This window comes from Nocardia sp. PLKS1-43 (genome assembly GCF_059510335.1).
This window is the reverse complement of the sequence record NZ_JCAJZQ010000003.1, coordinates 207,049-233,442: the sequence shown is the minus strand read 5'-3', so window position 1 is coordinate 233,442 and position 26,394 is coordinate 207,049. Positions and strand designations below refer to the sequence as shown.

Here is a 26,394-nt window from a genome sequence, read left to right as displayed (position 1 = left end):
CAGCCGGACGGCGAATGACTGTACCGGGTCCGAAGCCTGTTGGCAGACATGGCTATACGCGAGAGCCCGCCCGGCATCGTTATTGAATTGTTATATGCAAAGGTGCGTACCCGGTTCCGAGTAAAAATATGCAGCTTCACAATTCGCGTATGCCGTCGCAGGTGGTGTATGCACTGTGTGATCGCAAAACACGTGTGTTCAAACTTGGAATCTCGCGATACGGATTCGAAGTGTTACAGCTCTGGAGGACGGTTTCGTGCCGCGTCGTCGTGTCCACGCCGGAATCATCCTGGTGGGCTTCGTGATTGCTTCCGGCCTGGCGATGGCTTGCCTGATCTTCGCTGCGCTGTCGGTGGGCGGCCACCATGTGAACGCGGCCGACGCCAGTGCCTCGCAGACCTCGGCGCCGAGTGCCGAGACCACGACGCCCACGGCGTCGCACACGGCCAAGACGACCGGCCCCAAATCGCCGGCCGCCAAGCCCGGTACCACCATCGCGCCGCTGCCGCCGCTGGCCGCCGCCTCCTCGGCCACGGCTACCCCCACCTCCACTCCGGCGCCGACTAGCAGCAGGGGTGCGAACCAGCGCGACACCGCGGACCCGGTCTCCGCGGGCGACTGTGTGGCCGGGGTCGGCTCGGACGGTTCGGTGACCAAAACCTCTTGCGGCAGTTCGAATTCCGCCTATCGGGTGAACAGCAAGGCGGGTTCGGGCGGGCAGTGCCCGAGCGATTCGGATCGGTCGGTGTCGCAGACGCTGCCCGGCGGCGCGAAGGACACGCTCTGCCTGGACACCGACTGGGAAGTCGGGCGCTGCATGGCGGTCTCGGGCAATTCCGCGACCCCGACCGACTGCACCGCGGGCCCCGGCACGATGCGGGTGCAGGCGATCAACCGCAATACCGCGGATGTGAACACCTGCACCGACGCGAACCACGGCGTGGTCTACAAGCAGCGCAAGTTCGTCGTCTGCCTGGCTCAGATGTGATCGTCGAATTGCTCAGCGCGACACCGCACTCCGGCGCTGCGCGTCGAGCAGGCGGCTGAACTGCCGGTTGGCCAGTCGCATGGCGATCTCGTAGGGCAGCGCGAATTTGCGGGCGAACCAGTAGCCGATCCGGATATCCGCCGAGGTGTGCACCAGATAGCGGTTGCGTTCGACGCCGGACAGAATCCGCTCGGCCACCTGTTCCGGTGTCGCGGCGTGGCCTTCGAACAGGCCGGTCAGCCGTTTGACCCGAGGATCGTCGCGATCGACGCCGACCACCTGCACCGTGCCCACCAGCGGTGTGCGCACCGCGCCCGGGACGACCAGGCTCACCCCGATGTCATGCCGCTCGAGGTCGAAGCGGAGCACGTCGGAGATGCCGCGCAAACCGAACTTGCTGGCGCTGTAGGCCGCGTGCCAGGGCAGCGCGAGCAGCCCGGCGGCCGAGGAGACGTTGACCAGATGTCCCCCGCGTCCGGCGCGAACCATCGGCGGCAGGAAACTCTCGATGACGTGGATAGGACCCATCAGGTTGACCTCGACCACGGAGCGCCAGTGCCGGTGTTCCAGATTCTCCACAGTGCCCCAGATGGCGATGCCGGCGATGTTCATCACCACGTCCAGGCTCGGATACCGCCCGTGGATCCGTTCGGCCCACGCGCGCACCGCCTCGTAATCGGCGATGTCCAGGGCCTGCGCGTCGAGTACCTCGCCGCCGGTGGCACGGATCCGCGCGACCGTGTCGTTCAGCCCGTCCTCGGAGATGTCGGTGAGGAACAGGCGCATACCCCGGTCGGCCGCGGCGATGGCGGTCGCCCGCCCGATACCACTGGCCGCGCCGGTGATCAGGCACAGGCGGCCGTTCAGATCCTTCATGGACGCACTCCTCCGAGCTGGTTGAAAACGGCATGTTCTGATCATGTCCGGATGGGTGTCAGCTCATTGCGAACAATAGTGTACATAGAACTCCCGCGCGCCCGATCCAGGCCGCGCGTGCCCGGACCAACAGTTCAATTCACGCTGAGCAGGAGTACCGACAGCCGGACGCTGCTGTTCTAGCGTCGATGCAGCGGCTCGCCGCCGCCGGGTGCGAGCGCTACCGCGGGATCGCTGGAGGATTTCATGAGCACAGTGACCGCTGTCGGCAGTCCGCCGGTACCGGAGGCCGATGAGGGGGCCCTGCCGGTCGCGCGCACTTGGCACCCGTGGCGTTGGCTCGTCGCGGTGCTGGCACTGGTCGTGGTCGCGCAGTTCGCGCACGGCCTGGTCACCAATCCGGGGTGGGACTGGCCGACGTTCGGGCAGTACTTCACCGCGAAGTCGGTACTGTCGGCGATGCGCGTCACGCTCGAGCTGACCTTCTGGGGAACGTTGTTCGGATTTCTCCTCGGTGTCTGGATCGCCGTCGCGCGATTGTCGAAAATCCCTGTGTTGCAAGTGATCGCGTGGGCCTATGTATGGGCTTTCCGATCCATTCCGCTCATCGTGCAGCTGTTGTTCTGGTTCAACATCGCTTACCTCTACAAGCGGATATCGATCGGAATTCCCTTCGGCCCCGCATTTTTCGCGTTCGATGTGAACGGCGTGATCAGCGGGTTCACCGCGGCGGTGATCGGGCTGGCACTGCATCAGGGAGCCTATTCGGCCGAGATCATCCGCGCCGGCATCATCTCGGTGGATCCCGGACAGCTGGAAGCGGCGAAATCACTCGGGTTGCCGTGGCGGCGGCAGTTCTTCACCATCGTTGCGCCACAGGCGATGCGGGGCATTCTGCCCAATGCCGCGAACGAGGTGATCAGCCTGTTCAAAGGCACCTCGATCGTCTCGGTGATGGCCATCGCGGAGCTGTTCTATCAGGTCCAGGTGATCTACGGCCGCAACGGCCGGGTGGTGCCGCTGCTCATGGTGGCCACGGTCTGGTACATCGTGCTCACCAGCGTGCTGAGCGTCGTGCAGTACTACATCGAACGGCATTTCGCGAAGGGCGCTCAGCGGGAACTGCCCCCTACGCCGTGGCAGCGAATTCGCGCGAAGGTCGCCGAGATCACCGAGGAGCGAGTGTGAACGAGACGGTATCCGCGGCGGGCGAAAAGGCGGCTACCGCGTCGGCGTCGCGGAGCGACTATGCGGTCGAACTGCGCGGCGTGCGTAAGCATTTCGGCTCGCACGAGGTGCTGCGCGGCATCGATCTGGCGGTGCGGCCGGGTGAGGTGACGGTGATCCTGGGACCGTCGGGCTCGGGTAAATCGACATTGCTGCGCACCATCAATCATCTAGAGAAGGTGGACGCCGGCTCGGTTCGGGTCAGCGGCGAGCTGGTCGGATACCGCCGCAGCGGCGCGGCCCTGCGTGAGCTGAGCGAACGCGAGATCCTGCGGCAGCGTTCGCGAATCGGCTTCGTCTTCCAGAACTTCAACCTGTTTCCGCACCTCACCGTGCTGGAAAACGTTGCGCTGGCACCGATCTCCGCACAGCGCCGGCCGCGTGCGCAGGCGCGCGCCGAGGCCGCGGAGCTGCTCGACCGGGTCGGGCTCGCGGACAAGGCTCGAGACTATCCGCGCCGGTTGTCCGGCGGACAGCAGCAGCGGGTCGCGATCGCGCGTGCGCTGGCCCTGCGCCCGCGGGTGGTGCTGTTCGACGAGCCCACCTCGGCGCTGGATCCGGAGCTGGTCGGCGAGGTGCTCGACGTCATCCGCGATCTGGCCCGCGACGGTTCCACGCTGGTGATCGTCACGCACGAGATCGGATTCGCCCGCGAGGTGGCCGACACCGTGGTGCTGATGGACGACGGGCGGATCGTCGAGCAGGGCCCGCCCGCGCAGGTACTCGACCAGCCTGCCCACCCGCGCACGAAAGCCTTTCTCGCCCATGTGCTCTGAGCCAACGAGTCGATTCGCGGAGGTTCGCCACGGATGAAGTTCCTGCTGCTGACCCTCATCACCCATCAACCCGATCCGCAGACCGGTGCCACCGAGACCCCGGCGCAGCGCCTGCGCCGAGTGGTCGAGAGTGCCCGACTGGCCGAGGAACTCGGCTACGACGGTTTCGCGGTCGGTGAGCGGCACGAGGATCCGTTCATCTCGGCCGCGCCCCCGGTCGTGCTGAGTCATATCGCCGCGGTGACCTCGCATATCGCGCTGTTCACCGGGGTCACCACATTGAGCCTGCTGGACCCGGTGCGCGCCTTCGAGGACTACTCGACGCTGGACAATCTCTCGGGCGGGCGGCTCGAGCTCATCATCGGCAAGGGCAACGGCGCGGCGCAGGCGAAACTGTTCCACGTCACGTCCCGGGACCAGTGGGAGCGCAACCGCGAGGGTTACGAGCTGTTCCGCAGGTTGTGGGAGAGCGAGAGCGTCACTTGGGCGGGCCGGTTCCGTCCCGCCCTGACCGAGGCCAAGGCGCTGCCCCGGCCGCTGCAGTCGCGGCTGCGGATCTGGCACGGCAGCGCCACCAGTCGAGAATCGGTGGAATTGGCTGCGTTGCACGGTGATCCGCTGTTCTCGGCCAACGTCACCAACCCCATCGAACCGTATGCCGAACTGATCGAGTACTACCGGCAGCGCTGGGCCGCGCACGGTCACGATCCGGCTCGGGCGCTGGTCGGCGCCGGGACGGCCGGGTTCTATGTCGCCCGCGATTCCCAGGCCGCGCTGCGCGCGTACCGGCCGATCTTCGCCGCGCGCCAGGCAGCGGCCCGCGCACACGGACTCCCGACCGTCTTCGAGACCGTCGAGGATTTCATCGACCGCAGCTCCGCCCTGATCGGCAGCCCGCAACAGGTCGTCGACAAGGTGCTGCGCTACCACGAGCGATTCGGCCACGAAGCCATCCACCTCAGCGCCGACAGCGACGGCCTGACCCCCGCGCAGCACCGCGCGAGCCTGGAACTGTTCCAGGCCGAGGTCGCGCCGGTACTCCGCGCGCGGATACCCAGCCGTGCGCTGGGCGCCCAGCGGTATCTCGCCGAGGAGGCCGTTCGATGAACTACGGGAGCCGGGTAGATAGTGGACGCCACTGCGTGCGAACGGATTACGAGTCGCTGTTCGGATGCGCGGAAGTATCGCGCCGCGCGAGCCGTTCGGGCATGGTGCGCATGCGGGCCGTAAGTTGGTCCGGCCCCGAGGAAATGGTTCGGGAGTTGGGCAGTGGTGCCACAGCCGTGCCGGGCCTGGGCTTTCCGGCCTCCGGCGTCCGCCGCGCGACTTCGAGTCGCTTTCGGCGAGTCGAACGCGGGCCGCGTGTCGAGTGTGCCCTGGGGTGGTCCCCGAAACTGCCGTATCGCAGGGGTATTCGATGATCCGCTATGTCGCCGCGCGAGTGCTGCAGGCGATCGGCGTGTTGTGGGCGGCGTTCACCGTGACCTTCGGTGTGCTGTATCTGCTGCCCGCCGATCCGGTCCAGTTGGCGATCGGGGCGAATCCCGGAGTGCAGGTGGACCCGGCGGCCGTGGCCGAGCTGCGGGCGCGGTACGGGCTGGACAAGCCGGTCTGGCAACAGTATTGGACCGCGCTGGAGCACGCGCTGCACGGTGACCTCGGGCATTCGCTGAGCACCGGGCAGAGCGTCACCGGTGCGCTCGGCCAGGCTCTGCCCTCGACGCTCGCGCTGGCGGCGCTGGCGCTGGCGCTGGCGCTCGTCTTCGGCGCCGCGATCGCGCTGGCCGCCGCGTACACCGAACGGCCCCGGCTGCGCGGGTTGTTGACCGCCGTGCCGCCGGTAGGCGCCTCGGCGCCTACCTTCTGGGTGGGATTGCTCCTGCTGCAACTCTTCTCGTTCCGGCTGCGACTGGTACCCGCGTTCGGCGGCACCGGGTTCGCCGGGACGGTGCTGCCCGCGGTGACCCTGGCGATTCCGGTCGGCGCGGTCATCGCCCAGGTCCTGTACACCGGTCTGGCCGGGGTGTGGCGGCAGAGCTTCGTCGAGGTGGCGTTCGCCAAGGGCGCCTCGCGCTGGTGGGTGCAGATACATCATGTGCTGCGGCCCGCACTGGCCCCCGCGCTGGCCGTGGCCGGGGTGTGGGTCGGCACCGTGCTGGCCGGATCGGTGGTGGTGGAGACGGTGTTCTCGCGCGCCGGAATCGGCCGGTTGACCCAGACCGCCGTACTCGCCGAGGACATTCCGGTCGTGCAGGGTGTGGTGCTGCTGACCGCGCTGGCCTACGCGCTGGTCAACCTCGCGGTCGACCTGATTCATCCGGTCCTGGATCCCAGGGTGCGACAAGAGTTCCGGCGCGGGCGCGCCGAGGCGGAGGGCGCGGCGGCGTCCGGAATCGAGGCTTCGGAGATCGACCGTCAGGGCGTGGCCGGATGACGGGGTTCGCGAGTGGGTGGTATGGCTCGAGGTGCGGATATGAGTGAAAGATTCGGTGGCACAGCGGTTCTGGCTCGACTGGACGTGGATCCGGATACGCCAGCCGCACGCGGATTCGTCCCCGATGTGCGCGCGGCGCTGCGTTCCGGACGATCCGTGCTGCTCCCGGCGATCGTGCTGCTGGTCGTACTCGGCTGGGCGGTGTGGCCGTCGCTGTTCGCCGGGGGCGACCCGTTGCGCGGTGTTCCGGCGGAGAAGTTGCGCGGTCCGAGCGGTCGGCATTGGTTCGGTACCGACAATCTGGGCCGCGACGTCTACACGCGGGTCGTGCACGCCACCGCGTTATCGGTCACCGCAACGGTTTTCGCGGTGCTGATCGGCCTGCTCGCGGGCTCGCTGCTGGGTCTGCTCGCCGGTGCGCTCGGCGGCCGGACCGACGCCGCGATCATGCGCGTCGTCGATGTGCTGCTGTCGATTCCGGAGCTGTTGAGCGCACTGGTTCTGGTCACCGCGCTCGGCTTCGGCACCCGCAACGTCGCGATCGCGGTGGGTGTCGCGCTGGTACCCACCTTCGCCCGGGTGATGCGGTCCGAGGTGGTCCGGGTGCGGCGCGCGCCGTACGTGGAAGCGGCCTTCGCCGCGGGAGTGCGCTGGCCCGGTGTGCTGTCGCGGCATGTGCTGCGCAATGCCTACGAGCCGGTCGCCGCGCTGGTGGCGGTGGAATTCGGGGTGGCCGTCCTGGCGGTGTCCTCGCTGAGTTTCCTCGGCTACGGCGCCCGCCCGCCGACGCCGGAATGGGGATCGCTGATCGCCGGCGGCCGCGACTACCTGGCCACCGCGTGGTGGATGACCACGCTGCCCGGCCTGGTCATCGTCGCGGTTGTGCTGTCCGCCCAGCGGATCGGCGGTATCTTCGGCGTCCGCTCCGGCACTGAGCGCCGCCCCGGAAGTCTCGCCCTTCGGCGCCGTACCCGGCATTCGTTCCGCGCACCCGGTGCCCGCGCGAGCGGCGACACGGGCCGCGAGCGGTCGCGGCGTTCGCAGGTGCCGAGTGGAGATGCGGAGTGAGGGAATGAGCGAGGAAGCGCTGCTGCGGGTGGCCGACCTGCGGGTGGAGTATGCCGGAAGCGGCGGGCCGGTGCTTGCCGTCGCGGGTGCGTCGCTGACGGTCTCGCAGGGGGAGACCGTCGCGCTGGTGGGCGAATCCGGCTCGGGCAAGTCGACTTTCGCGCATGCGGTGATCGGGTTGCTGCGCGGCGGCGCGGTGACGGGCGGACGGATCACATTCGCGGGTGAGCGGATCGATGACGCCTCGCCGCGACACCTGCAGACGATCCGTGGCGCCCGGATCGGTTTGGTGCCACAGGATCCGGGCGTCTCGCTGAATCCGGTGCTGCGCATCGGCGATCAGGTTGCCGAGTCGCTGCGCATCCACGGCCGGGCGACTCGCCGCACCGCGCGAGCACAGGCGGTGCGGATTCTCGCCACGGCCGGACTGGACCGGCCGGAACTGCGTGCGCGCCAATACCCACAGGACCTTTCGGGCGGCCAGCGGCAGCGGGTTTTGATCGGCATCGCCCTGGCCTGCGGTCCGGAACTGGTGATCGCCGACGAACCGACCAGCGCGCTGGACGTCACCGTGCAGCGCCGCATCCTGGACCACCTCGCCGAGCGCACCGCCGAATCCGGCACCGCCGTCCTGCTGATCACCCACGATCTCGCAGTGGCGGCCGATCGCGCGGACCGCATCGTGGTGATGCGCCGCGGCGAAATCGTCGAATCCGGCCGTACCGCAGAGGTTCTCGGCAATCCGCGGCACGAATACACTCGACGCCTGCTGGATTCGGTGCCGACGCTGGACGCGCCCACACGTTCGGTCCGTCCACGGGCCGCTACGCCGCTGCTGTCGGCTACGGGACTGCGCCGCACCTTCCGGACCGGCGCTCGCGGCAGGCTCACCGCGGTCGACGACGTCACGGTGCACATCGATCGTGGTGAAACACTCGCACTGGTCGGTGAATCCGGCTCCGGCAAGAGCACCACGGCCCGCATCCTGACGCTGCTGGAACGACCCGATTCCGGCACGATCAGCTTCGACGGCAGCGACGTCGGCGAGCTGCGCGGCGCGCGGCTGCGTGAGTTCCGGCGGCGCGTGCAGGTCGTCTATCAGAATCCGTACGCGTCGCTGAACCCCAAGCTGACCGTCGGCCAGAGCATCGCGGAACCGTTGCGCGCCTTCCGGATCGGCGATAGAGGATCGCGCCGCGAACAGGTCGGTGAACTGCTCGAGCAGGTGGCGCTGCCGGCGGATCACCGGGATCGGCTGCCCGCCGAACTCTCCGGCGGGCAGCGTCAGCGGGTGGCGATCGCCCGTGCGCTGGCGCTGCGCCCGGAACTGGTGGTGCTCGACGAACCGGTTTCCGCGCTCGATGTCTCGGTTCAGGCGCAGATCCTGGAACTGCTCGAGCGCCTGCAACGCGAGCTGTCGCTCAGTTACCTGTTCATCTCCCACGACCTGGCCGTGGTGCGCCGGGTCAGTGACCGCGTGGCGGTGATGCGCGCCGGACGCATCGTCGAAACCGGCTATACCGCAGCGCTGTTCGATCAACCCGCGCACGAATACACCCGCGAGCTGTTGTCGGCCGTCCCGGGCGGGCGCGACCCGTCCGATGCGCTCTCCCACCCCCGCAACGAAGGAGTACCAGTGTCATGACCACGGCGACCACCGAATTCGAACAGCAGTGGCACACCTGGCACGCCGAACGCGAGGCGTGGGCCCGGGAACCGCTGGGCTGGCTGAGCCTGACCGGATTGCACTGGCTGGGCGAGGCCCAGGAGAGCGTCGAGGGGCTGCCGGGCGGTTGGCGCGTCGAAGGCGAAACCGTCGTGCTGACAACCGCTTCCGCCGACGGCTACACCCTGGATGGACTCGCGCTCACCGGCCGCACGACGCTCACCCCGGGTGAGGGCGCTCCCGGAATCGAAGTGCGCGTGGGTGACCGGCTGGTCGAGGTGATCCGCCGTACCGGCCGCTATGCCTTGCGCGTTCACGATCCGGCCGCACCCGGCCTGGCGGCGTTCACCGGAATCCCCTCCTTCCCACCGGATTCGCGCTGGGTGGCGGTGGGTGAGTTCACCCCCTACGAGACCGCACGGACCGTCACCACCGGTGCGGTGGTCGAGGGCCTGGAACACCATCATCCGGCGGCGGGCACCGTGCGCTTCTTCCTCGACGCGCGGGAGCACACGGTCATCGCCTTCGGCGACCCGGAAACCGGTCTGCGCCTGCTGTTCACCGATCGGACCAGCGGTGTGAGCACCTACCCGGGCGCGCGGTCGCTGCCGATCGGGACGCCGGGATCCGGCGGCGCGGTCCAGCTGGACTTCAATCGGGCACAGAATCTGCCCTGTGCCTTCACCGATTACGCGACCTGCCCGATCGCGCCGCTGGAGAACCGGCTCGACGTGGCCGTCGAGGCGGGCGAACGCGATCCGCGGCCGGAGGTGCGGTCGTGACGATCTCGGGCGGGCGCGTCCCGTTGTCGGTGCTGGATCTGTCCCCGGTCAGCGCGGGATCCACACCGCGCCAGGCGATCCGGAATACCATCGAGCTGGCGCAGCGGGCCGAGAGCTGGGGGTATCGGCGATTCTGGGTGGCGGAGCACCATTTCGTGCGGGTGGCGAGTTCGTCGCCGGTGACGTTGATCGGGCTGATCGCGGCGGCCACCGAGACGATCCGAGTGGGGTCGGCGGCGGTGCAGCTGGGGCATCACACCTCCGCCTCGGTGGTGGAAGGGTTCGGGACGATCGACGCGCTGTATCCGGGACGCCTCGATCTGGGCTTGGGGCGCTCGGGTCACCGTGCCGATCAGATCCGCTCGGCCGGTGTTCCGCCGGTCCGCACCCCCGAGCGGCCGATCGAGGTCCGGGACGGTGTGGTGATCCCGCCTCCGTTCAGCCCCGGGCAGTTGCTGAACACCGCTCGTCTACAGGCCGGCCTGCAGGTACTGACGCTGCCCGGTGCCCGGCCGCTGGACTACACCGAGCAGGTCGAGCAGATCCGCGCCTTCCTCGACGACGGGTACCGGTCCGACGAAGGCGTTGTCCTGCACGCGGTTCCGGGTGAGGACGCGCAGATCGAACTGTGGCTGTTCGGCAGCAGCGGCGGTGAGAGCGCCAGGCTCGCCGGACGTCTGGGGCTGCCGTTCGCGGCGAATTACCATGTCTCTCCGGGCACGATTCTGGAAACCGTTGCGGCGTACCGGGAATCATTCCGGCCGTCGGCGCGGTACCCGAAGCCGTATCTGGTGGTGTCCGCGGACGTCGTCGTGGCGGAGGAGCACGCGAAGGCCGAACATCTCGCCTCCACCTACGGCCACTGGGTGTACAGCATTCGCAGTGGGGCGGGTGCGGCCGACTATCAGGACCCCGATACCGCCGAGCCGCTGTCCGAGCAGCAGCAACGCCTGGTGCGGGACCGGATCACCACACAGTTCGTCGGCACGCCCGCCGAGGTGACCGCCCGCCTGAGCGCACTGCAACAGCTCACCGGCGCGGACGAACTGGTGATCACCAGCGTCACCCACCGGCACGAGGACCGGCTCGCCTCGCACCGCCTACTCGCGCAGGAATGGGGGCTCTCGCACGTGCGCGCGGCCTGACCGCCGAATTCGCGACAATTCGTTCGGCGGCTGTTCGGCAATCGATGGTATCGGGCGTCCGCCGATGGGGGTTGCGGCGATCGCCCGGTGATCAGCCGGGGTAAGCGCGGCCGCTGCTCCTGGCGTCGTGGCCCTCCGCCGACGATGATCGCGTCCGCTGGATCCAGCGTTCCCGCGATACGCTGCCGCCCAGCGGGATTCGCAGCCAGCGCCGGTCCGGCGGGCGAGGCCGCCTGCCGGACATCGCTGACGCACGGCAAGAGTGCCTGCGCGAGAACCTATTTCGCGCTGGGCACCCAATCCTCCAGGTACGCGCGGTACGTGCCCATCGGCAACGCGGCGTCGTAGACCAGCGCGCCCGACGGGGTGAACTCCGAGATGTGCGGAGCCATACCCCAGCCCACCAGCGTGTTGCCGCCCGGCAGGCCCTGGGCGTTACCCATCGCCATCGCGACCAGGTTGCTCGGGTGAGTCTGGTTGCGCACCAACGTCGCCCGGTGCGCATCGGTATCGATATGGATCCACTGCACACTCGACAGACCCAACGTCTGCTGACCGCTGGAATTGTCGTTGAACAGCCGGATCGTATCGGGCCCGTCGAATTCGGCGTCGTGCTGGAAGGCGAACTGCACTCCGGGACCCATGGCCACGGTGGAATGCTTACCGCCGAGCTGCCAGCGGATCTTCCCGGTGTGGATGTCGACGTCGTACACCGCGGAGGTGTCGCGCATCGAGATCACCAGATTCCCTTGCGGGTCGAGCGCGATCGAATTCATGTGGTACGGGTCGTAGACCGCGGAACCGGGTGACGAGGTGCCAGCGGTGGTATCGGTGAGCGGCACGTGCTGGGCGGCACTCCACTGGAACAGCACCTTCTTGCTGGCGACATCGACCACCGAGGCGACGGTGTCGTACATCCGGCCGTTCTTCGGTCCGCCGATCGCGCTCAGGTCCGCGCCGACCTCCCGGTAGGAGGTGATCAGCGCGCGGCCGTCCGGCGTCAGCCGGAACTCGTGCACATCGGAGCCGGAACCGTCTCCGGCACCGAGGGTTTCGATGACGTGGCCGTGTTCGTCGGCGATGTAGTCGGTGCCCGTGCCGTGCCCGCCGACGGTGCTGCCCTGCCACCAGGTCAGCACCCGCTTGTCCTGGTAGGTCTGCGTCCGGAAGTTCGACACGTCCTGACCCTTGGGCGGGGTGTATCGCCACACCTCGTGCCCGGCTTTGTCCATCACCACATTGGCGGGCGCGGCCTGCGGAATGATCGACAGCGCCTGCCCCAAACCGGGCACCAGTGCCGCGGCACTGACCCCGCTCGTGTAGTAGATGTATCCCGGGCTCGCGCCGGGCTGGTTCACATCGACGGTGTAGCTCAGCGCGCCCACCGGCATGCTGGGCAGCGGTGCCGCGGCGGCCGACGGGGCCAATGCGGCCCCCAGTCCGACGCCGGCCACGGCCAGGGCGGCAGCGCCGCGGCGGATACGGTGCGGATTCCGGATCATGGGGACGCTCCTAGCGCGGCTGGTGAATGGATGTGCGTCGGAGCGTATCCCGGATTTCTGTGGTCACTCTGTGATCGGCGGCGTGTGCGGATGCTCGCTCAGCCCAGCGCCCGACGCGCATACGCCCGGACGTCGGCGTCGGAATCGTCGACGGCCTGCCGCAGCGCGTCGCGGGCGCCGGCGTGCTCGGGCCACAGGCCCAGGGTCAGAACCGCGGCCTTGCGGACGTCGGGATGCGGGTCCGACAGGGCGGTATGCAGTGGGCCCGCGGCGAGGTCGGGGCCGAGGGCGGTCCAGCCGCGGACCGCGCCCGCACGGATCTGCCAGGCCGAATCGGCGAGGGCGGTGGTGAGCACGGGTGCGTCGGCCGGGGAGCCGAGCCGGGACAGAGCGGTGAGGCCCGCGGCGCGGACCAGCGGATCGCGGTCGGCGGTCAGCTCGCGCAGAGTGTCCGCGCCGCCCTGTCCGACGGTGGCCAGCCCCTGCGCGGCGGTGATGCGAACCTCGCGGTTCTCGTCGTGTGCGGCGGTGGTCAGCGCGGTCCAGTCGTCGATCGAGACCAGGGCGCGCACCCCTTCGATCCGCACGCGGTGATCGTCGTCCACGACGGCCTTGCCGAACAGTTCGGCCGAACCCGCCCGCAGCGCACGCAGCAGATCCACCACACCGGCCCGCACGAGCGGATCGGGTGATTCCGCATGTGCGGCCAGACCCGTTGTGGCAGGCAGGATTTCGACCAGCTCACGGAGTCCGGCGAGAGCGGCGGCGCGGACCGCGGCGGCCGGATCGGCGAGGGCGGCGATCAACGCGTCGGCGAAACCGTCCGGCGTGCCCTCGGTCAGGACCGACACCGCGGTGGCGCGCACGCGCGGGTCGGCATCGGCGAGGTAGGGATGCAGGTCGGCCAGGCTCGGCGCGTCCAGGCCGAGCAACCGCGCGATCGCGGGCGCGACCTCGTCGGCGGCGTCGACATCGGCCGTGGCGGTCCGTGTTCGCGCGACGCCCGGCCCGGCCGCGGCCGTGCGCGGCGGACCGGTGATCAGGCCGGGTTGGGCGACGAGTTCGGGGGCCTCGGATGCGCTCGATCGTCCGGCGAGTTCGGGCACCGGCACGAAATACGGCGCGACCGGGCGTTTCAGGAATTCCATCGTCCCGTCCGCGCCCTTGCGCAGGTTCAGGTGATAGTGCCACTGCTCGTCGTCGCGCTCGGGCAGATCGGCGCGCTCATGGTAGAGGCCCCAACGGGATTCGGTGCGGGTCAGCGAGGAACGGGCCGCCATCTCGGCGCAGTCGCGGATGAAACTCACTTCCGCGCAACGCATCAGCTCGTGCGGCGTGGTCGCGCCCATCTCCGCGATCTCGCGGCTCATCCGCTCGAACGTCTCGATCGCCAGGGACAGTTTCGTCGCCGTCTTCGGCGGTGCCACATAGTCGTTCACGAAGCGGCGGAGTTTGTACTCCACCTGCTGCTGCGGCGGCCCGTCCGGATCGCGCAGCGGGCGGTACACCAGTTCGTGCGCCTCGGCCAGCTGATCGGCCGGAAGTTCCCGCGGCGCCGCGATATCCGCGCGGGTGTTCGCGGCGTGTTCACCGGCCAGATCGCCGTAGACGAAGGCGCCGATCATGTAATTGTGCGGTACGCAGGCCAGGTCTCCGGCCGCGTAGAGCCCCGGCACGGTCGTGCGAGCGTGCTCGTCCACCCAGACGCCCGAGGCGGAATGCCCACTGCACAAGCCGATCTCGGAGATGTGCATCTCGATGTCGTGGGTCCGGTAGTCGTGACCGCGATTGGCGTGGAAGGTGCCGCGGGTGGGCCGCTCGGTGGTGTGCAGGATCCCCTCCAGCGCGGTGAGCGTCTCGTCGGGCAGATGGGAAACCTTCAGATAGATCGGGCCCCGGGCGGATTCGATCTCGTGCTTGACCTCGCTCATCATCTGCCCGGACCAGTAGTCCGAGTCGACGAACCGCTCACCGGCGGCATTGACCTGGTAGCCGCCGAACGGATTGGCGACGTAGGCGCAGGCCGGACCGTTGTAATCCTTGATCAGCGGGTTGATCTGGAAACATTCGATGCCCGAGAGCTCCGCGCCCGCGTGGTAGGCCATCGAATACCCGTCCCCGGCGTTGGTCGGATTCTCGTACGTGCCGTACAGATATCCCGACGCGGGCAGGCCGAGCCGCCCGCACGGCCCGGTCGCCAGGATCACCGCCTTCGCGCCGACGGCGACGAATTCGCCGGTGCGCGTGTTCAACGCGGCCGCACCGACCGCGCGGCCGCAGTCGGTGAGCACGCGCACCGGCATCAGCCGATTCTCGATCCGGATCTTCTCGCGCATCTTGCGTTGTCGCAGAACGCGATACAGGGCCTTCTTGACGTCCTTGCCCTCGGGCATCGGCAGCACGTACGAGCCGGAGCGATGCACCCGGCGCACCGCGTATTCGCCGTAGGCGTCCTTCTCGAACTTCACCCCGTACCGCTCGAGCCGCTGCACCATCGCGAAGCCGCGGGTGGCGGTCTGATAGATGGTGCGCTGGTTGACGATTCCGTCGTTGGCGCGGGTGATCTCGGCGACGTAGTCCTCCGGTTCGGCCTTACCGGGGACCACGGCATTGTTGACCCCGTCCATCCCCATCGCCAGCGCGCCGGAATGCCGCACGTGCGCCTTCTCCAGCAGCAGCACGTTCGCGCCGTTCTCGGCCGCGGTGAGCGCGGCCATGGTTCCGGCGGTGCCGCCGCCGATCACCAGCACATCGCAGTCGAGCCGGACGGTATCGGCCAGGTCGGGAATCTTCATCAGCGGTGCTCCAAGTGGCGGTGGTCAGCGGTGAGCCGGGACCGGATCGTCCGAACGATCCAGGGCGGCAAGGATTTCGGCGCGCAGCGCCGCGCGGTCGACGTCCGGATCGCGGGGCCGCGGAATGTCCAGCAGCGCGCGCACCGGAAGGGCGGCGCGGTCGAGTACGGCGATCCGATCACCCAGCAGCAGCGCCTCGTCGACATCGTGCGTGACGAAGACGACCGTGGTCGGGTGCGCCCGCCAGGTGTCCACGAGCAGACGCTGCATGGTGGCCCGGGTGGGTGCGTCCAGCGCACCGAACGGTTCGTCCATCAGCACCGCGCGGGGCGCACCGGCCAGGCCGCGGGCGAGCTGGACACGTTGGCGCATACCGCCGGACAGATCCTTGGGCAGGTACTTCCCGAATCCGGTCAGGCCGACCTCGTCGATCCATCGTTCGGCCCGCGTGCGCCGCCCGGCGCGTGGCTCACCGCGCAGCCGCAGGGCCAGTTCGATATTCGAGCGAACCGTGCGCCACGGCAGTAACGCGTTGTCCTGGAAAACCATCGCGCGATCGCGCGACGGTCCGGTGACGAGTTCGCCGTCGGCCAGGACGCGGCCCGAACGTGCGGGCAGCAGTCCGGCCAGCGCGCGCAGGACGGTCGATTTACCGCAGCCCGACGGGCCGGTCAGCACGAGAATCTCGCCCGGCCGGATATCCAGCGTCAGCTCGCTGATCACCGGTGTTCCGGAATAGCGCAGCTCGACCCTTTCCAGCCGGAGATTCATTGCGGTACCACGGGACTCGCTCATTTCGTCTCCGCTCCCGCCCGGGGAAGCCATGCGGTGGCCCGGCGTCCCAGCAGCTCGACCGCCGCCGATGTCGCGAAGCCCAGCACCCCGATGGTGATGATGCCGACGAACACGCCCGGATAGTCCACGATCGTGTACGCCTGCCAGGTCCGATATCCCACACCCAGCCGGCCCGAGATCATTTCGGCCGACACCACGCAGATCCAGGCCACGCCGATACCCACCGACAACCCGCCGAACACCCCGGGCAGACTGCCGGGCAGCACGACTCGCGCCAGCACGTCCCAGCGGCTGCCGCCGAGGGTGCGCACCGAATCCTCCCAGATCACCGGCAGCGCCCGCACCGCGTGCCGAGTGCTGACCATGATCGGGAAATACGCGGCCAGGAAGGTGATGAACACGATCCCGGCCTCGTCGGTGGGGAACAGCAGAATGGCCACCGGCACGATCGCGATCGCCGGTATGGGCCGGGCCAGTTCGGTCAGCGGCCCGAAGATATCGGCGAACAGCCGCGAACGTCCCAGGGCCACACCGGATGCCACTCCCGCCAGTGCCGCGAGTACGAATCCGCTCAGGATCCGGATCACCGACTGCCCGAGGTCCAGCCAGTACGTCGTGGTCCCGAGCTGATGTCCGAAGGCGCGCACGATCTGGGTGACCGTCGGCAGGGTGTCGAATCGCACCCATAGGCGAATGTGATCGGCGGTCAACAACTGCCATGCCACGACGACCGCGATTACGGACGCCGTCCGGATCGCCCGCGAACGCCACACCCGGGCGCGTTCGCCCGGACCCGTTGTGCTTGCGACGGATTCGCGCGTGGCCGCGGCCGGTGACGCCGGGATGACCGCTGGCGCCGCTGCATCCGAGTCGATACGAGTGGAGACCGGGGCGTTCACGACTGCACCTCGTCGATCGCCTGATCGTAGGACAGCTGCGCGCTGCCCGGATGCGCGCTCAGATAACGCCGCACCGCCGCCGATGTGGTGAACGGCAGATAGGTCTGCCCGTCGCGTACCCACAGGGCCTTGTCGGCGAACCAGCGCGTGCCCAGTTCGGCATCGGGAACGTAGGCCTCGCGAACCTTCCGCCCCTGTGCCCGAGCCGCTTTCACCGCGCGCAGCAGAGTGGTCGGATCGGCCGCGGGCTGGGTCGCCTCCTGACCGTCGAACCAGATCTCCCCGGCCAGCGCGGGATCGGTGACCGGACGATTCGCCACCGGATCGGTGCCGGTGATCGGCGCGGGATCGGCGAAGTTCGCGACCGCCTTGTCGTAGTCGATACCGCGCTCGCCGAATGCCTTTCGCAGTGGCGCGTCGTCGACGAATCCGTTCACGTCCAGGTCCGCGAAATCGCCGATCGACTTCAGATAGGGGATATCACCCTGCAACGCCTGGATCAGCGGTGTTTTCAGCGGAGTATCGAAGGAGGTGCCGCCGGGACCGTTGTAGAGGTACACCACCTCGGCCGGCAGCCCGGTGTCGTGCGCCACTGTTTCGGCGGATTCGAGCGGCTTCGCGTGCAGGAAATCGGTGGCATCCAGCTGTGCCTGCAAGAACGCGTCGAGCACCTCGGGATGCTGTTTCGCGTAATCCCGTCGCGCGACGACGCCGTGGAAGGTGGGCACATTCAATTCCGCGCCGTCGTACAGCAATTGCGCCTTGTTCTGGAAGACCAGCAGCCCGGGCCACGCGACGAACTGCGAAAGCGCCTGCACCTGGCCGGAATCCAGGGCCGAAGCCCCGATCTGCGGCTGCTGGTTCAGGATCTGCACACCGGATTTCGGATCGATGCCCGCCCGGGTGAGTGCCTGGCGCAACGTGCCGTCACCGGCCGATCCGACACTCGCGGACACCTTCTTCCCGGCCAGGTCCCGCAACGACTGGATCGGCGAATTCGGCGGCACCACAACCATATTGAGCGAGCCCTTGGGCTGGTATCCGGTGACCGACACCAATTCGGTGCGGGATTGTTCACTCACCTGGGTGCGTGAACCGTTGATCAGCAATGGGTAGTCGCCCATCGAGCCGATATCGATCTTCTCCGCGACCATCTGCGCGGTGATCGGCGCACCGGTGTCGTAATCCTGCCATTCGACCTGATATTTCGGGCCGCCCGCGGCGGTCAGCTTCGCCAGCCGCTGTTCGAGAAAGCCCTTGGCCCGCAGTAATGTTCCGGCGGTGACGGTATTGATGGTCTTGGATTGGTAGCCCACCACGACCCGGACGGTATTCCCGGACGCGGCGGACTCGAGTGAGCAGCCGGCGGCGATCAGAGCCATGGCGGACAAACCCGCGATGACGCGGGCAGGACGATATTTCATCGAAATTCCTCGGAATACTGTTCGCGCGACGGCGATCTCGGTGCGCGAATCAGCGCAGCAGGAAGGGCATGTTGACGGTGACGGCGCCGGTGGGGCAGCGGGCCGCGCACGGGCCGCAGTACCAACACTCGTCCACGTGCATGAACGCCTTGCCGTTGTCCGGGTTGATCGCCAGCGAATCGAGCGGACATATCTCGACGCAGAGTGTGCACCCCTCGATACACAGAGATTCGTCGATGGTCACCGGGACGTCGGCGCGCTGGTTCACCAGGGCCATTCAGATCAGCCTCCAATCGCTGCTTTCCGCGGGCCGGACGAGGCTGCCGCGCATGGTGATTCGGTCGCCGCGCAGCCGGATGTACTCGAGGTCCACCGGGCGGCCGTCGTCGAGCCGGGTCAGTCGTTCCAGGAGCAGCAGTGCGCCGCCCTCGGGCATCTGCAGGGCGGCCGCGGAGTGCGGGTCCGCGGTGATCGCCTCGAGCACCAGATCGGCCGAACCCAATGGGCCGCCGCTGATCTCCTCGATGAGGGCGAATACGTCGTTGGTCTCCAGGTCCCGGGTGATCACCTCGGAGCCGATATCGGGCGCGAGATAGGTCAGGTCCAGACTCAGCGGCAGGTCGCCGAGATAGCGCAGCCGCTCGATGTACACCGCCTGCTCGCCCGGACCCAGGTCCAATCGGCGTGCCACGGCCGGTGGCGGAGTCACCCGGGAGACCACGCGCACCTCGTTGCGGACCTCGCCGTGGCCGCGCAGGGTCTCCTTCAGGCCGCGCAACGCGTCCAGCCCGTGCTCGTACTTGCGCTGCGCGATATGGGTGCCCACCTTCGGCGCGCGTTCGATGAGGCCCTCGTCCTTGAGCAGTGCGAGGGCGTCGCGCACGGTGTTGCGCGAGACCGCGAATTCGGCGGCGAGCTCGCTCTCGCTGGGCAAGGTGTGCGCGAAGGTCTGCGCGTGAATCTGCTGGCGCAGTACATCGGCGACCTGACGGGCGCGATCGGCTCGGCGGGCAGGGGTGCGCAGTGGCGTCGGTTGCGGCGTCAACTCATCCTCCTTCCGCCTGTGACCAGCGGTTTCCGAGAGTAATGGGATATCGCCGCGATCCCGGGCCGATGTTCGGGACGGGTGCGTGCGCCTTCGGGTAATGCGCCGCACATCGATCGCGGCGGCCTGCCGAAACGGGAGTGATTTCGGCCATTGCGCCACCCCGGCGACCGGGCCGCGAGATTCGAATCTCGTTGAGCGGAATGCATGCAGACCACTTGGTCTGGCGTCCACCACACCTGGGATGATAACGTTCTCAACCATGTTCTCCAGCCGATCGAATGCCGCTGAGGTCACCTACGTGACCGTTGCGCTCGGTGTGCGGCTGCCGCGGCAGCGGGAGCTGTGTTGCTCTCGGCCGCGCAGCTGAGAACCGCTCCTGCTCGTTCGTGACGGCCGGTCGCGTTCTGTCCGGGCCCTTCTCACTGCCTTGTTGTCGTTGCCGAATACAGCCCCGCGCGGGCTTTCAACAAGGATTTCGAAATGACGATCCCCACCATCGAGCGACCGTCGACCACTACCGCGCCCGTCCGGGTCGTATCCGCGCGTCCCGCGGTACCGCCGGAACTGCGCATCTCCGACAACCCCGCCGCCGCCGTTCTGCGTGCCGCCACGCGCGGCCCGATCTTTCGCGATTCCGCCGCGCAGACAACGGGTTCCAGCATCGCGACGGTGAATCGCCAAGTGTCCGCGCTGCTTTCGACGGGACTGCTGCGCGAGCGCGCCGATCTGACCGCGTCGGGGGCGGTCGGACGCCCGCGCATCCCGTTCGAGGTCGATACCGACACCTTCGCCACGCTGGGCGTGCACATCGGGGCCACGGTGACCCGGATCATCGCCGCGGATCTGTCCGGCCGCATCCTCGGCGGACTGGAGATCGCCACGCCGCAGGTCGGCCAGGACGCCGCGCTGACCATCATCGCCCGCAGCGCCAAGGCGTTCCTGGATCGGCTGCCGCGCCGTCGCCCGCTGTGGACCGGCGTCGCGCTGGCCGGACGAGTCGATCCGGCCGCCGGGGTGGTCGATCATCCGCGTCTGGGCTGGCAGGCCGCGCCCGTTGCCGCGGTGTTCGCCACCGTGCTCGACCTGCCGGTCTCGATATCCGCGCACGTGGAGGCGATGGCCGCGGCGGAGTTGCTGCTCGCGCCCGGTGAACAGCAGCGTCCGGGCAGCAGTCTGTACATCTACGCGCGGGAGACCGCCGGCGTCGCGGTCACCCTGCACGATCGGGTGCACACTCCCGCCAGCGGGCCCGGTTCCATCGCGCACTTGCCCACCGGTTCCGATATCGAATGCGCCTGCGGACGTCGCGGCTGCTTGGAGGCCACGGTCGGTGAGGCCGCGATCCTGGGCCGCGCGGTGCGCGCCGGAATCGTGCCCCGCCGCGAGGCTCCCCGCCGCCCGGTGATCGCGGACCTGTACCGCGCCGCGGATTCCGGCTCGGACGCCGCGCGTGCGATGCTCGACGAGCGCGCCGAAATCCTCGGGCGCACAGCGGCTCTCATCCGCGACATGTTCAACCCGGACCGAGTTGTGCTGGGCGGCCAGGCATTCACCGGCTACCGCCCCGGAGTCGACCGGGTAGCACAGGCATTCGCCGAGAACACCAATCTCCCGCCCGCCGACCTGCGCATCAGCCGCTTCGGCGGCCGCGTCCAGGAACACGCCGCCGCGGTCACCTCGCTGAGCGTCTTCTACGCCGACCCCATCTCGGCCATGCGCCGCGCCACCAGGCAGTAATCCTGGCCTCCGTTCCGCTCCGGCGGGGCCGGGGCCAATCAACCGGGGCGGTTCCGCGTGGTACCTCCCGCCCGGACCACCGGACGCTCGCCTGTCGCGGTTACCCAGAGCTGCGGTTGCCCCCTGGGTGACCGGGACATCCGGGCCCTCGTCCGGAGTCTGCGGCGTTCGGGTGGGCGTAGTCGAGGGTCAGCGGGCGAGGGCGCGAACGGCGGTGTTGCGCAACACTATCGCGGGCCGGGAGCGGGGAACGAGAAGTCGGCTCGCCAGGGCGAAGCCGCGCTGCTTGGGCCGCAGCAGGGTGCGGTGACGGCGTTCGTATCGCTGGAGGGCGGCGGTAGGGTCGCCGGGGGTTCGGGCGAGTTCTTCGGCCAAGGTGTGCGCGGCGGCGATGGCCAGGGTGGAGCCGTCGCCGAACAGGGACAGGCTGGAGGCCGCGTCGCCGATCAGCGTGATCCGGCCGTTCGTCCAGGATGGCAGGCGGACCTGAGCGACCGAGTCGAAGTACATGTCCTCGGCGTCGGCGAGCTGGTCGAGGAAGTCCTCGAACATGCCCAGTCGTCCGGTGTACGTCTCGGTGACCAGACGCTTGTGCGCGGTAAGGTCGCGGTGGTCGAGGGCGGGCACGGGCGCGTGCCGGAAGATGAACGCCGCCAACGGGATTCCATGTGCCGGATGAACGCTGAAGGATCGGCCGGGCGCGTTGTACATGGCCACGGCGTGCGCCCCGGCGAGGGTGCGGTCCACCGGCAGGGTGGCGACGAACATGCCCATGTGCCGGATGAACTCGCGCTCCGGGCCGAAGGCCAGCCGGCGTACGCCCGAATGCAGTCCGTCCGCCCCGACGACCAGATCGAACCGGGCGGGCGCACTGTGCTCGAAGGTGACCTCGACCCCGTCCGCGCGCTGCGTGAGTCCGGTGATTGTTTCGCCCCAGAGGATTTCGGCGCTGTCCTGTGCGGTCGAGAGCAGCGCCGCGGCGAGATCGGCTCGGGCGATCTCGATTTCGCGTCCGTCGGGTGAGCCTTGGATCGAGTTCATGTTCATCGACGCACGTTCACGTCCCGACCCGTCGAGGAAGGCGATTCGCCGCACGGCCGTCGCGGCGGCCCGCAACCTGGGCTCGATACCCATCTGCTCGACCACCGCGAGCGCGGGGCCCTTGACGTCGACCGGATTGCCGCTGGAGCGCTGTCCGGTCGCGCGCTCCGCGACGGTCACCGTGAAACCTTCTCGCGCAAGCCAATACGCCAATGTCGAACCGGCGACTCCGGCGCCGGAGATCAGCACGCTGTAGTTCATGTCGAGAACCTCCGCGATAAGTGGACGACTTTCGTCCACTTCTCCCACGGTACACTAACCGGAAGAAAATCGTCCACTTGTTTCCGGAGGTGTGTGGAGTGCGGTCCGATGCGCGCAGTAACCGCGATCAGATCCTGGCGGCCGCGCAGGTCGTCTTCCTGGAGCAGGGCGTCGAGGTGCCGATGAAGGAGATCGCCGACCGCGCCGGCGTCGGCGTCGGCACCCTGTATCGCCGGTTTCCCGATCGCGGTGCGCTGATCACCGCCGCCGCACACGCCTATCTGTCCGGTCTGGCGGATCTGGCGGCCACCGCCATCCAGGACGAGGAGAGCGCGTGGTCGACCCTGTGCCGGTTCCTGCGCGAATGCGCCGAGATGCGCCTGGGCGCGTTGGCCGCGGCCATCGAGCCGACACTGCACGCCGATATCCGCAGCGATCCCGCGCTGACCGAGGTGCGCGGCAAGATCGCCGCCCACGTCGAGAATATGACCGCCCGGGCCCAGGCGTCCGGCGACCTGCGCGCCGACATCACCTCCCGTGACATCGCCGCGCTGATGACGCTGCAGGTGTTCGTCTTCCCGGACGAGTCGTACGCCGAAACGGCCCGTCGCACAATGGAAATCGTGCTGGACGGCCTGCGCGCCCGCTGAACGGGCCTACTTCGCGAACAGCCCTTCCAAGGCGGTGATGAAATACGGGAAATGCGCCGCGAACCGGCTGAGATCCCGATCCTGCTCGAATCCGCCGAACCAGTAGAGGCCCGGTTCGCGATCGGCGGACAGATCGATCTCGCGGAAGGTGCGGATCCAGTTGTCGGAGCGGGCGCCGATGATCGTGTACGGCAGCCCGCGTGAGAACACCTGCTCCCGTTCGGCCGGTGGCACCAGCTCGACCTGCATCGTTTCGAGTCCCCGTTGCAGGCCGCGCACCCGCCCGGCCAGCGCGCGCCCGGCGGCCGTGCGGGCCGGGAGGTAGGCGGGCAACAGCAACGCGGCCACGCCGCCGAGGCCGATCGCGACGCCGACCAGCGCGTACCCGCCCGAGATCGCCAGCCCGACCGTTGCGGCGATGCCGACGACCAGGAGTATCGCGCCCAGTCCGAACGTCAGGCCGCGGCGTTTGCGGTCGATCAGGATGCCGTGCGCCAGAGCGTCGGCCCGCAGTGCCGCGCGGGCGGGTTCGCCGGACGCGCGACCGCGCAACTCCGACAACAGAATCGACTCCATGCCGTCCGGCAGGACAGCGCGGTACACCTCGCGCTCGAACTCGCGCAACTGTTCGTCGGCCGGATTGAGACGGGTGATGCGCCAATCGGAATCACCGACCGGTGCGACCCAGATGTACCGGCGCACAGCGAGATCCACGACGGTCGAGGCGAGATCGGCCGCGTCGACGGAATTGTCGAGCAGCAGACCGGCCTCGCCGGGCAGCACACCGTCCGGGGAAACGAACTGTGCCTTACTTCCCTTGCGCTGCACGGGATCCACGGCCTCGCCGCCGCGCAGGGCCGCCGCGTCCTGACGACGCGACCACAGCACGAATCCGGTCAGCGCGGCCAGAGCCGCGATCAGCACACCGAAGGCGATCAGCACCGGCGCGGTGATCGAGAACGCCCCCCGCGAACCTCCATCGGTGACATCGGCGTTGGCGGGTACGGTCCCGGGCGGTAGTTGCAGGGTGACATCGACGACATCGCCTCTGCGCAGGTTGGTTTCGTGCAGCGTCAGCACGCCGTCGGGTTCGACGGTGGCGTCACATCTGTGCGCGCCGGCCTGCGGTCCGATCTTGCAGTCGATGATGCCCATCCGATAACTGGGGCTGATCAACGTGGCATCGAAAGAGGCCACATCGGATTGCAGGACGCCGGTCCAGCGGAAAATCTGGGTGCCCGGCGCATCGCTGACCGTGTTGTGCACGGTATATCGGAACGAGGACGTCCCGGCGGGCGCGTCGACGGTGAACACTTCGCCGCTCACCTTCGCCGAACCCGGTCCGGTGCCGGAGATGTCACTGACCTTGAACCGGCGCTCACCGCCCTTGTCGCCCAACGCGACTCGCAGCGGCAGCGCCATCCGGAACTCCCCGTCCCGCGGAACGGTCACCTGCTCGGTGACTTCCAGATTCCCGTCTCTGCTGAGTTTCACATCGGCCGCAATCGCCACCCCGTCGGCCGGTGCCTGTGCCTGTGCGGGAGGTGCTGTCAGTAACATCCCGGCAAGAGCCAGCGTCACGGCGCCGAGAGCGCCCCCCCGAAAAATCAGCATGGGGCAACAGCATAGACAGCTTGGTATTCTTCGGCATCAGCTAATCAGTTGACCGAGAGACGGGGGCGCGGGGGAGTGAGCCGACCACCCTACGGGACCGGTCCCGGTATGCCCGGCGGTCCGGCCGGGCCGCACGGTCCGCAACCGGGAAATCCGCCGGGATACGGACGCGGTCCGAGTTATCCACAGCATCACGGCAATCCCCAGCCTGGCCGGCACCAGCCGGTCGGTTATCCCCAACAGCCTGGTTATCTACCGCAACCGGTGCCGCCGCAGTACGGCAGGCCGTCGGGTCATCCCCAGCAGCCGGGCTACGCCGCACCGCCGCGACCGCCGGGATACGGCGGCCGGATGCCGCCGGGGCCGTACGGTCCGGCCGGGGTCCGGCCCGCGGCCTACGGGCCGCCGATGGGCCGGATGCCGTACGGGCCTCCGCCCGGACGTCCCCCGCGCGGGTCGGGCGGCGGGGCGATCGGCGCGCTGGTAGTCGTGGTCGTGATCGTCGTCGCCGGTGCGCTGGTCCGGCTCGGGCTGCACGCCACGATCGACAACACCAGCACGTCCCCGGCGGGTCCCTACACCACCTACCCCACCTCGACGAAGACCCTCGGAGTCGCCGCGACCGGTGACAACCCCATCCTGGCCGGTCCGGGAACCGCGGTGAGCGAGGCGAATTGCCCCTACGCGAGCTGGAGCACCCAGGTCGACCAGGCTCGGAAGTTCTTCGAGAGCGCCGCCACGTGCCTTGCCGCGGCTTGGAAACCGGTGCTGGCCAAGGCGAATCTGCCGTTCACCCCGCCGGTGCTGAACGTGAGCGCGAGTACGACCGGGCTCACGACGCCCTGCACGGGCAGCACGAGCAATTTCGCCGCGTTCTACTGCAACGCGAATCAGACCATCTACATCCCGTTGGATCACATCCAGACCGATGTGATCGGAAATCATTGGGAGCGTTACCTTTCGGTCTTCGCGCACGAGTACGGACATCACGTCCAGGAGCAGGCGGGCATTCTGGGCAAGGCGCACGAAGACGAGTACAACGCGGGCGTGCGGACTTCGAAGGGCATGGAGGTCTCACGCCGGATCGAGTTGCAGGCACAGTGTTTCGACGGCATGTACCTCGCCGCGAGCGCCGGGGGCGGATCGCTGACCTCCGTGCAGATCACCACGGCGCGCAAGGACGCCTACTCCCGCGGCGACGACGAATCCGATATGCGTGATCACGGCACGAACCAGCATTCGGGTGACTGGTTCAGCCTCGGCTACGACCGGAACAACACCGCCCGGTGCAATACCTATACCGCCTCGTCGAGTCAGGTGAGCTGATCTCGGATGCTCGGGAATTCGGTGCAGTACAGCAAGTCTCGCCGGATCTCCGTATCGAGTGAGACGTCCGGGCCGTGAATCGGCAGCCTCGGCCACCGGATCCGGACCGTCCGCCCGCGCGCGGCCCGTCCGGCGAGCGCCCCGGTGCGGACAGGTCCGGTCATCAGCCAGGGCACCCCGGCCGTCCCGAATTTGCCGACCCCGCAACGGGTTACAGCGGCACCGCCTCGGAGTTCGGCGGCAGCTCACCACCCGAGAGCGGCGGTCCTCCATCCGGGTACAGCCCCCGGCCGATGGGAACTGCCGGCCCGCCTCCTGCCGGCAGCGGCCGATTACCCCG

General features: G+C 68.5%; 23 protein-coding genes. 12 read left to right on the top strand and 11 right to left on the bottom strand.

Going from position 1 to position 26,394, the window contains the following annotated elements:
* Positions 1-256 precede the first annotated feature (256 nt).
* Positions 257-988, top strand: a complete 732-nt coding sequence (locus AC5WS7_RS12895; protein WP_495954694.1) for an LppU/SCO3897 family protein — start codon at positions 257-259, stop codon at positions 986-988.
* 12 nt (positions 989-1,000) lie between these two features.
* Here AC5WS7_RS12895 and AC5WS7_RS12890 read toward each other — a convergent pair whose 3' ends face one another.
* Complete coding sequence (locus AC5WS7_RS12890) at positions 1,001-1,864, bottom strand: SDR family oxidoreductase (protein ID WP_495954693.1); 864 nt, start codon at positions 1,862-1,864, stop codon at positions 1,001-1,003.
* 246 nt (positions 1,865-2,110) lie between these two features.
* Between AC5WS7_RS12890 and AC5WS7_RS12885 the strand changes: the two genes are divergently transcribed.
* From AC5WS7_RS12885 to AC5WS7_RS12850, 8 genes are all read left to right on the top strand, one after another.
* Positions 2,111-3,052, top strand: coding sequence for an amino acid ABC transporter permease (locus AC5WS7_RS12885; RefSeq protein WP_495954692.1), 942 nt, complete (start codon positions 2,111-2,113; stop codon positions 3,050-3,052).
* 71 nt (positions 3,053-3,123) lie between these two features.
* Entirely contained in the window at positions 3,124-3,867 is a 744-nt protein-coding gene (locus tag AC5WS7_RS12880; protein ID WP_495955164.1) for an amino acid ABC transporter ATP-binding protein, read from the top strand.
* A gap of 33 nt (positions 3,868-3,900) precedes the next feature.
* Complete coding sequence (locus tag AC5WS7_RS12875; protein WP_495954691.1) at positions 3,901-4,974, top strand: LLM class flavin-dependent oxidoreductase; 1,074 nt, start codon at positions 3,901-3,903, stop codon at positions 4,972-4,974.
* Positions 4,975-5,284: 310 nt separating this feature from the next.
* Positions 5,285-6,301 carry an ABC transporter permease gene (locus tag AC5WS7_RS12870; protein WP_495954690.1) on the top strand — a complete coding sequence of 339 codons (1,017 nt, stop codon included), beginning with the start codon at positions 5,285-5,287 and terminating at the stop codon, positions 6,299-6,301.
* Positions 6,302-6,340: 39 nt separating this feature from the next.
* Positions 6,341-7,369 carry an ABC transporter permease gene (locus tag AC5WS7_RS12865; protein WP_495954689.1) on the top strand — a complete coding sequence of 343 codons (1,029 nt, stop codon included), beginning with the start codon at positions 6,341-6,343 and terminating at the stop codon, positions 7,367-7,369.
* Positions 7,370-7,373: 4 nt separating this feature from the next.
* Positions 7,374-9,014, top strand: a complete 1,641-nt coding sequence (locus AC5WS7_RS12860) for a dipeptide ABC transporter ATP-binding protein (RefSeq protein WP_495954688.1) — start codon at positions 7,374-7,376, stop codon at positions 9,012-9,014.
* Positions 9,011-9,817: a DUF1684 domain-containing protein gene (locus tag AC5WS7_RS12855; protein WP_495954687.1), complete on the top strand. Its 807-nt coding sequence runs from the start codon at positions 9,011-9,013 to the stop codon at positions 9,815-9,817. The genes AC5WS7_RS12860 and AC5WS7_RS12855 overlap by 4 nt, the downstream gene beginning before the upstream one ends.
* Positions 9,814-10,962 (top strand): LLM class flavin-dependent oxidoreductase, encoded by a 1,149-nt coding sequence (locus AC5WS7_RS12850; protein WP_495954686.1) that lies wholly within the window; start codon positions 9,814-9,816, stop codon positions 10,960-10,962. Before AC5WS7_RS12855 ends, AC5WS7_RS12850 begins: the two co-directional genes overlap by 4 nt.
* 278 nt (positions 10,963-11,240) lie before the next feature.
* On the opposite strand, the gene AC5WS7_RS12845 is transcribed toward AC5WS7_RS12850, so the two are convergent.
* From AC5WS7_RS12845 to AC5WS7_RS12815, 7 genes are all read right to left on the bottom strand, one after another.
* On the bottom strand, positions 11,241-12,464 hold the full coding sequence (locus AC5WS7_RS12845) for an arylsulfotransferase family protein (protein WP_495954685.1): 1,224 nt from the start codon (positions 12,462-12,464) through the stop codon (positions 11,241-11,243).
* Positions 12,465-12,562: 98 nt separating this feature from the next.
* Positions 12,563-15,259: a fumarate reductase/succinate dehydrogenase flavoprotein subunit gene (locus tag AC5WS7_RS12840; RefSeq protein WP_495954684.1), complete on the bottom strand. Its 2,697-nt coding sequence runs from the start codon at positions 15,257-15,259 to the stop codon at positions 12,563-12,565.
* A gap of 24 nt (positions 15,260-15,283) precedes the next feature.
* The gene (locus AC5WS7_RS12835) at positions 15,284-16,054 is read right to left on the bottom strand and encodes an ABC transporter ATP-binding protein (RefSeq protein ID WP_495954683.1); all 771 of its coding nucleotides are present in this window, start codon (positions 16,052-16,054) and stop codon (positions 15,284-15,286) included.
* A complete protein-coding gene (locus AC5WS7_RS12830; protein ID WP_495954682.1) occupies positions 16,051-16,953 on the bottom strand; it encodes an ABC transporter permease in 903 nt (300 codons plus the stop codon). Before AC5WS7_RS12830 ends, AC5WS7_RS12835 begins: the two co-directional genes overlap by 4 nt.
* Positions 16,950-18,377: an ABC transporter substrate-binding protein gene (locus AC5WS7_RS12825; protein ID WP_495954681.1), complete on the bottom strand. Its 1,428-nt coding sequence runs from the start codon at positions 18,375-18,377 to the stop codon at positions 16,950-16,952. The genes AC5WS7_RS12830 and AC5WS7_RS12825 overlap by 4 nt, the downstream gene beginning before the upstream one ends.
* 49 nt (positions 18,378-18,426) lie before the next feature.
* Entirely contained in the window at positions 18,427-18,654 is a 228-nt protein-coding gene (locus tag AC5WS7_RS12820; protein WP_027502301.1) for a 4Fe-4S dicluster domain-containing protein, read from the bottom strand.
* Positions 18,655-19,422, bottom strand: a complete 768-nt coding sequence (locus tag AC5WS7_RS12815; protein WP_495954680.1) for a GntR family transcriptional regulator — start codon at positions 19,420-19,422, stop codon at positions 18,655-18,657.
* Between the two features lie 483 nt (positions 19,423-19,905).
* Here AC5WS7_RS12815 and AC5WS7_RS12810 point away from each other — a divergent pair, with 483 nt between their 5' ends.
* Positions 19,906-21,162, top strand: coding sequence for an ROK family protein (locus tag AC5WS7_RS12810; RefSeq protein WP_495954679.1), 1,257 nt, complete (start codon positions 19,906-19,908; stop codon positions 21,160-21,162).
* Positions 21,163-21,351: 189 nt separating this feature from the next.
* On the opposite strand, the gene AC5WS7_RS12805 is transcribed toward AC5WS7_RS12810, so the two are convergent.
* A complete protein-coding gene (locus AC5WS7_RS12805) occupies positions 21,352-22,464 on the bottom strand; it encodes an FAD-dependent monooxygenase (protein WP_495954678.1) in 1,113 nt (370 codons plus the stop codon).
* A gap of 98 nt (positions 22,465-22,562) precedes the next feature.
* Between AC5WS7_RS12805 and AC5WS7_RS12800 the strand changes: the two genes are divergently transcribed.
* Entirely contained in the window at positions 22,563-23,114 is a 552-nt protein-coding gene (locus AC5WS7_RS12800) for a TetR/AcrR family transcriptional regulator (RefSeq protein WP_495954677.1), read from the top strand.
* Between the two features lie 6 nt (positions 23,115-23,120).
* Here the strand turns inward: AC5WS7_RS12800 and AC5WS7_RS12795 are convergent, their stop codons facing one another.
* Positions 23,121-24,728: a DUF2207 family protein gene (locus AC5WS7_RS12795; RefSeq protein ID WP_495954676.1), complete on the bottom strand. Its 1,608-nt coding sequence runs from the start codon at positions 24,726-24,728 to the stop codon at positions 23,121-23,123.
* A gap of 75 nt (positions 24,729-24,803) precedes the next feature.
* On the opposite strand from AC5WS7_RS12795, the gene AC5WS7_RS12790 reads away from it, so the two are divergent.
* Positions 24,804-26,054: a neutral zinc metallopeptidase gene (locus tag AC5WS7_RS12790; RefSeq protein ID WP_495954675.1), complete on the top strand. Its 1,251-nt coding sequence runs from the start codon at positions 24,804-24,806 to the stop codon at positions 26,052-26,054.
* Here AC5WS7_RS12790 and AC5WS7_RS12785 read toward each other — a convergent pair.
* Complete coding sequence (locus AC5WS7_RS12785; protein WP_495954674.1) at positions 26,042-26,218, bottom strand: hypothetical protein; 177 nt, start codon at positions 26,216-26,218, stop codon at positions 26,042-26,044. The genes AC5WS7_RS12790 and AC5WS7_RS12785 overlap by 13 nt on opposite strands.
* Positions 26,219-26,394 lie beyond the last annotated feature (176 nt).

Bases quoted from the DNA above. Each gene is read 5' to 3' on its own strand.
- AC5WS7_RS12890 (WP_495954693.1), bottom strand. From the start codon at position 1,864: ATGAAGGATCTGAACGGCCGCCTGTGCCTGATCACCGGCGCGGCCAGT.
- AC5WS7_RS12885 (WP_495954692.1), top strand. From the start codon at position 2,111: ATGAGCACAGTGACCGCTGTCGGCAGTCCGCCGGTACCGGAGGCCGAT.
- AC5WS7_RS12875 (WP_495954691.1), top strand. From the start codon at position 3,901: ATGAAGTTCCTGCTGCTGACCCTCATCACCCATCAACCCGATCCGCAG.
- AC5WS7_RS12870 (WP_495954690.1), top strand. From the start codon at position 5,285: ATGATCCGCTATGTCGCCGCGCGAGTGCTGCAGGCGATCGGCGTGTTG.
- AC5WS7_RS12865 (WP_495954689.1), top strand. From the start codon at position 6,341: ATGAGTGAAAGATTCGGTGGCACAGCGGTTCTGGCTCGACTGGACGTG.
- AC5WS7_RS12860 (WP_495954688.1), top strand. From the start codon at position 7,374: ATGAGCGAGGAAGCGCTGCTGCGGGTGGCCGACCTGCGGGTGGAGTAT.
- AC5WS7_RS12855 (WP_495954687.1), top strand. From the start codon at position 9,011: ATGACCACGGCGACCACCGAATTCGAACAGCAGTGGCACACCTGGCAC.
- AC5WS7_RS12845 (WP_495954685.1), bottom strand. From the start codon at position 12,464: ATGATCCGGAATCCGCACCGTATCCGCCGCGGCGCTGCCGCCCTGGCC.
- AC5WS7_RS12840 (WP_495954684.1), bottom strand. From the start codon at position 15,259: ATGAAGATTCCCGACCTGGCCGATACCGTCCGGCTCGACTGCGATGTG.
- AC5WS7_RS12835 (WP_495954683.1), bottom strand. From the start codon at position 16,054: ATGAGCGAGTCCCGTGGTACCGCAATGAATCTCCGGCTGGAAAGGGTC.
- AC5WS7_RS12825 (WP_495954681.1), bottom strand. From the start codon at position 18,377: ATGAAATATCGTCCTGCCCGCGTCATCGCGGGTTTGTCCGCCATGGCT.
- AC5WS7_RS12820 (WP_027502301.1), bottom strand. From the start codon at position 18,654: ATGGCCCTGGTGAACCAGCGCGCCGACGTCCCGGTGACCATCGACGAA.
- AC5WS7_RS12810 (WP_495954679.1), top strand. From the start codon at position 19,906: ATGACGATCCCCACCATCGAGCGACCGTCGACCACTACCGCGCCCGTC.
- AC5WS7_RS12805 (WP_495954678.1), bottom strand. From the start codon at position 22,464: ATGAACTACAGCGTGCTGATCTCCGGCGCCGGAGTCGCCGGTTCGACA.
- AC5WS7_RS12795 (WP_495954676.1), bottom strand. From the start codon at position 24,728: ATGCTGATTTTTCGGGGGGGCGCTCTCGGCGCCGTGACGCTGGCTCTT.
- AC5WS7_RS12785 (WP_495954674.1), bottom strand. From the start codon at position 26,218: ATGACCGGACCTGTCCGCACCGGGGCGCTCGCCGGACGGGCCGCGCGC.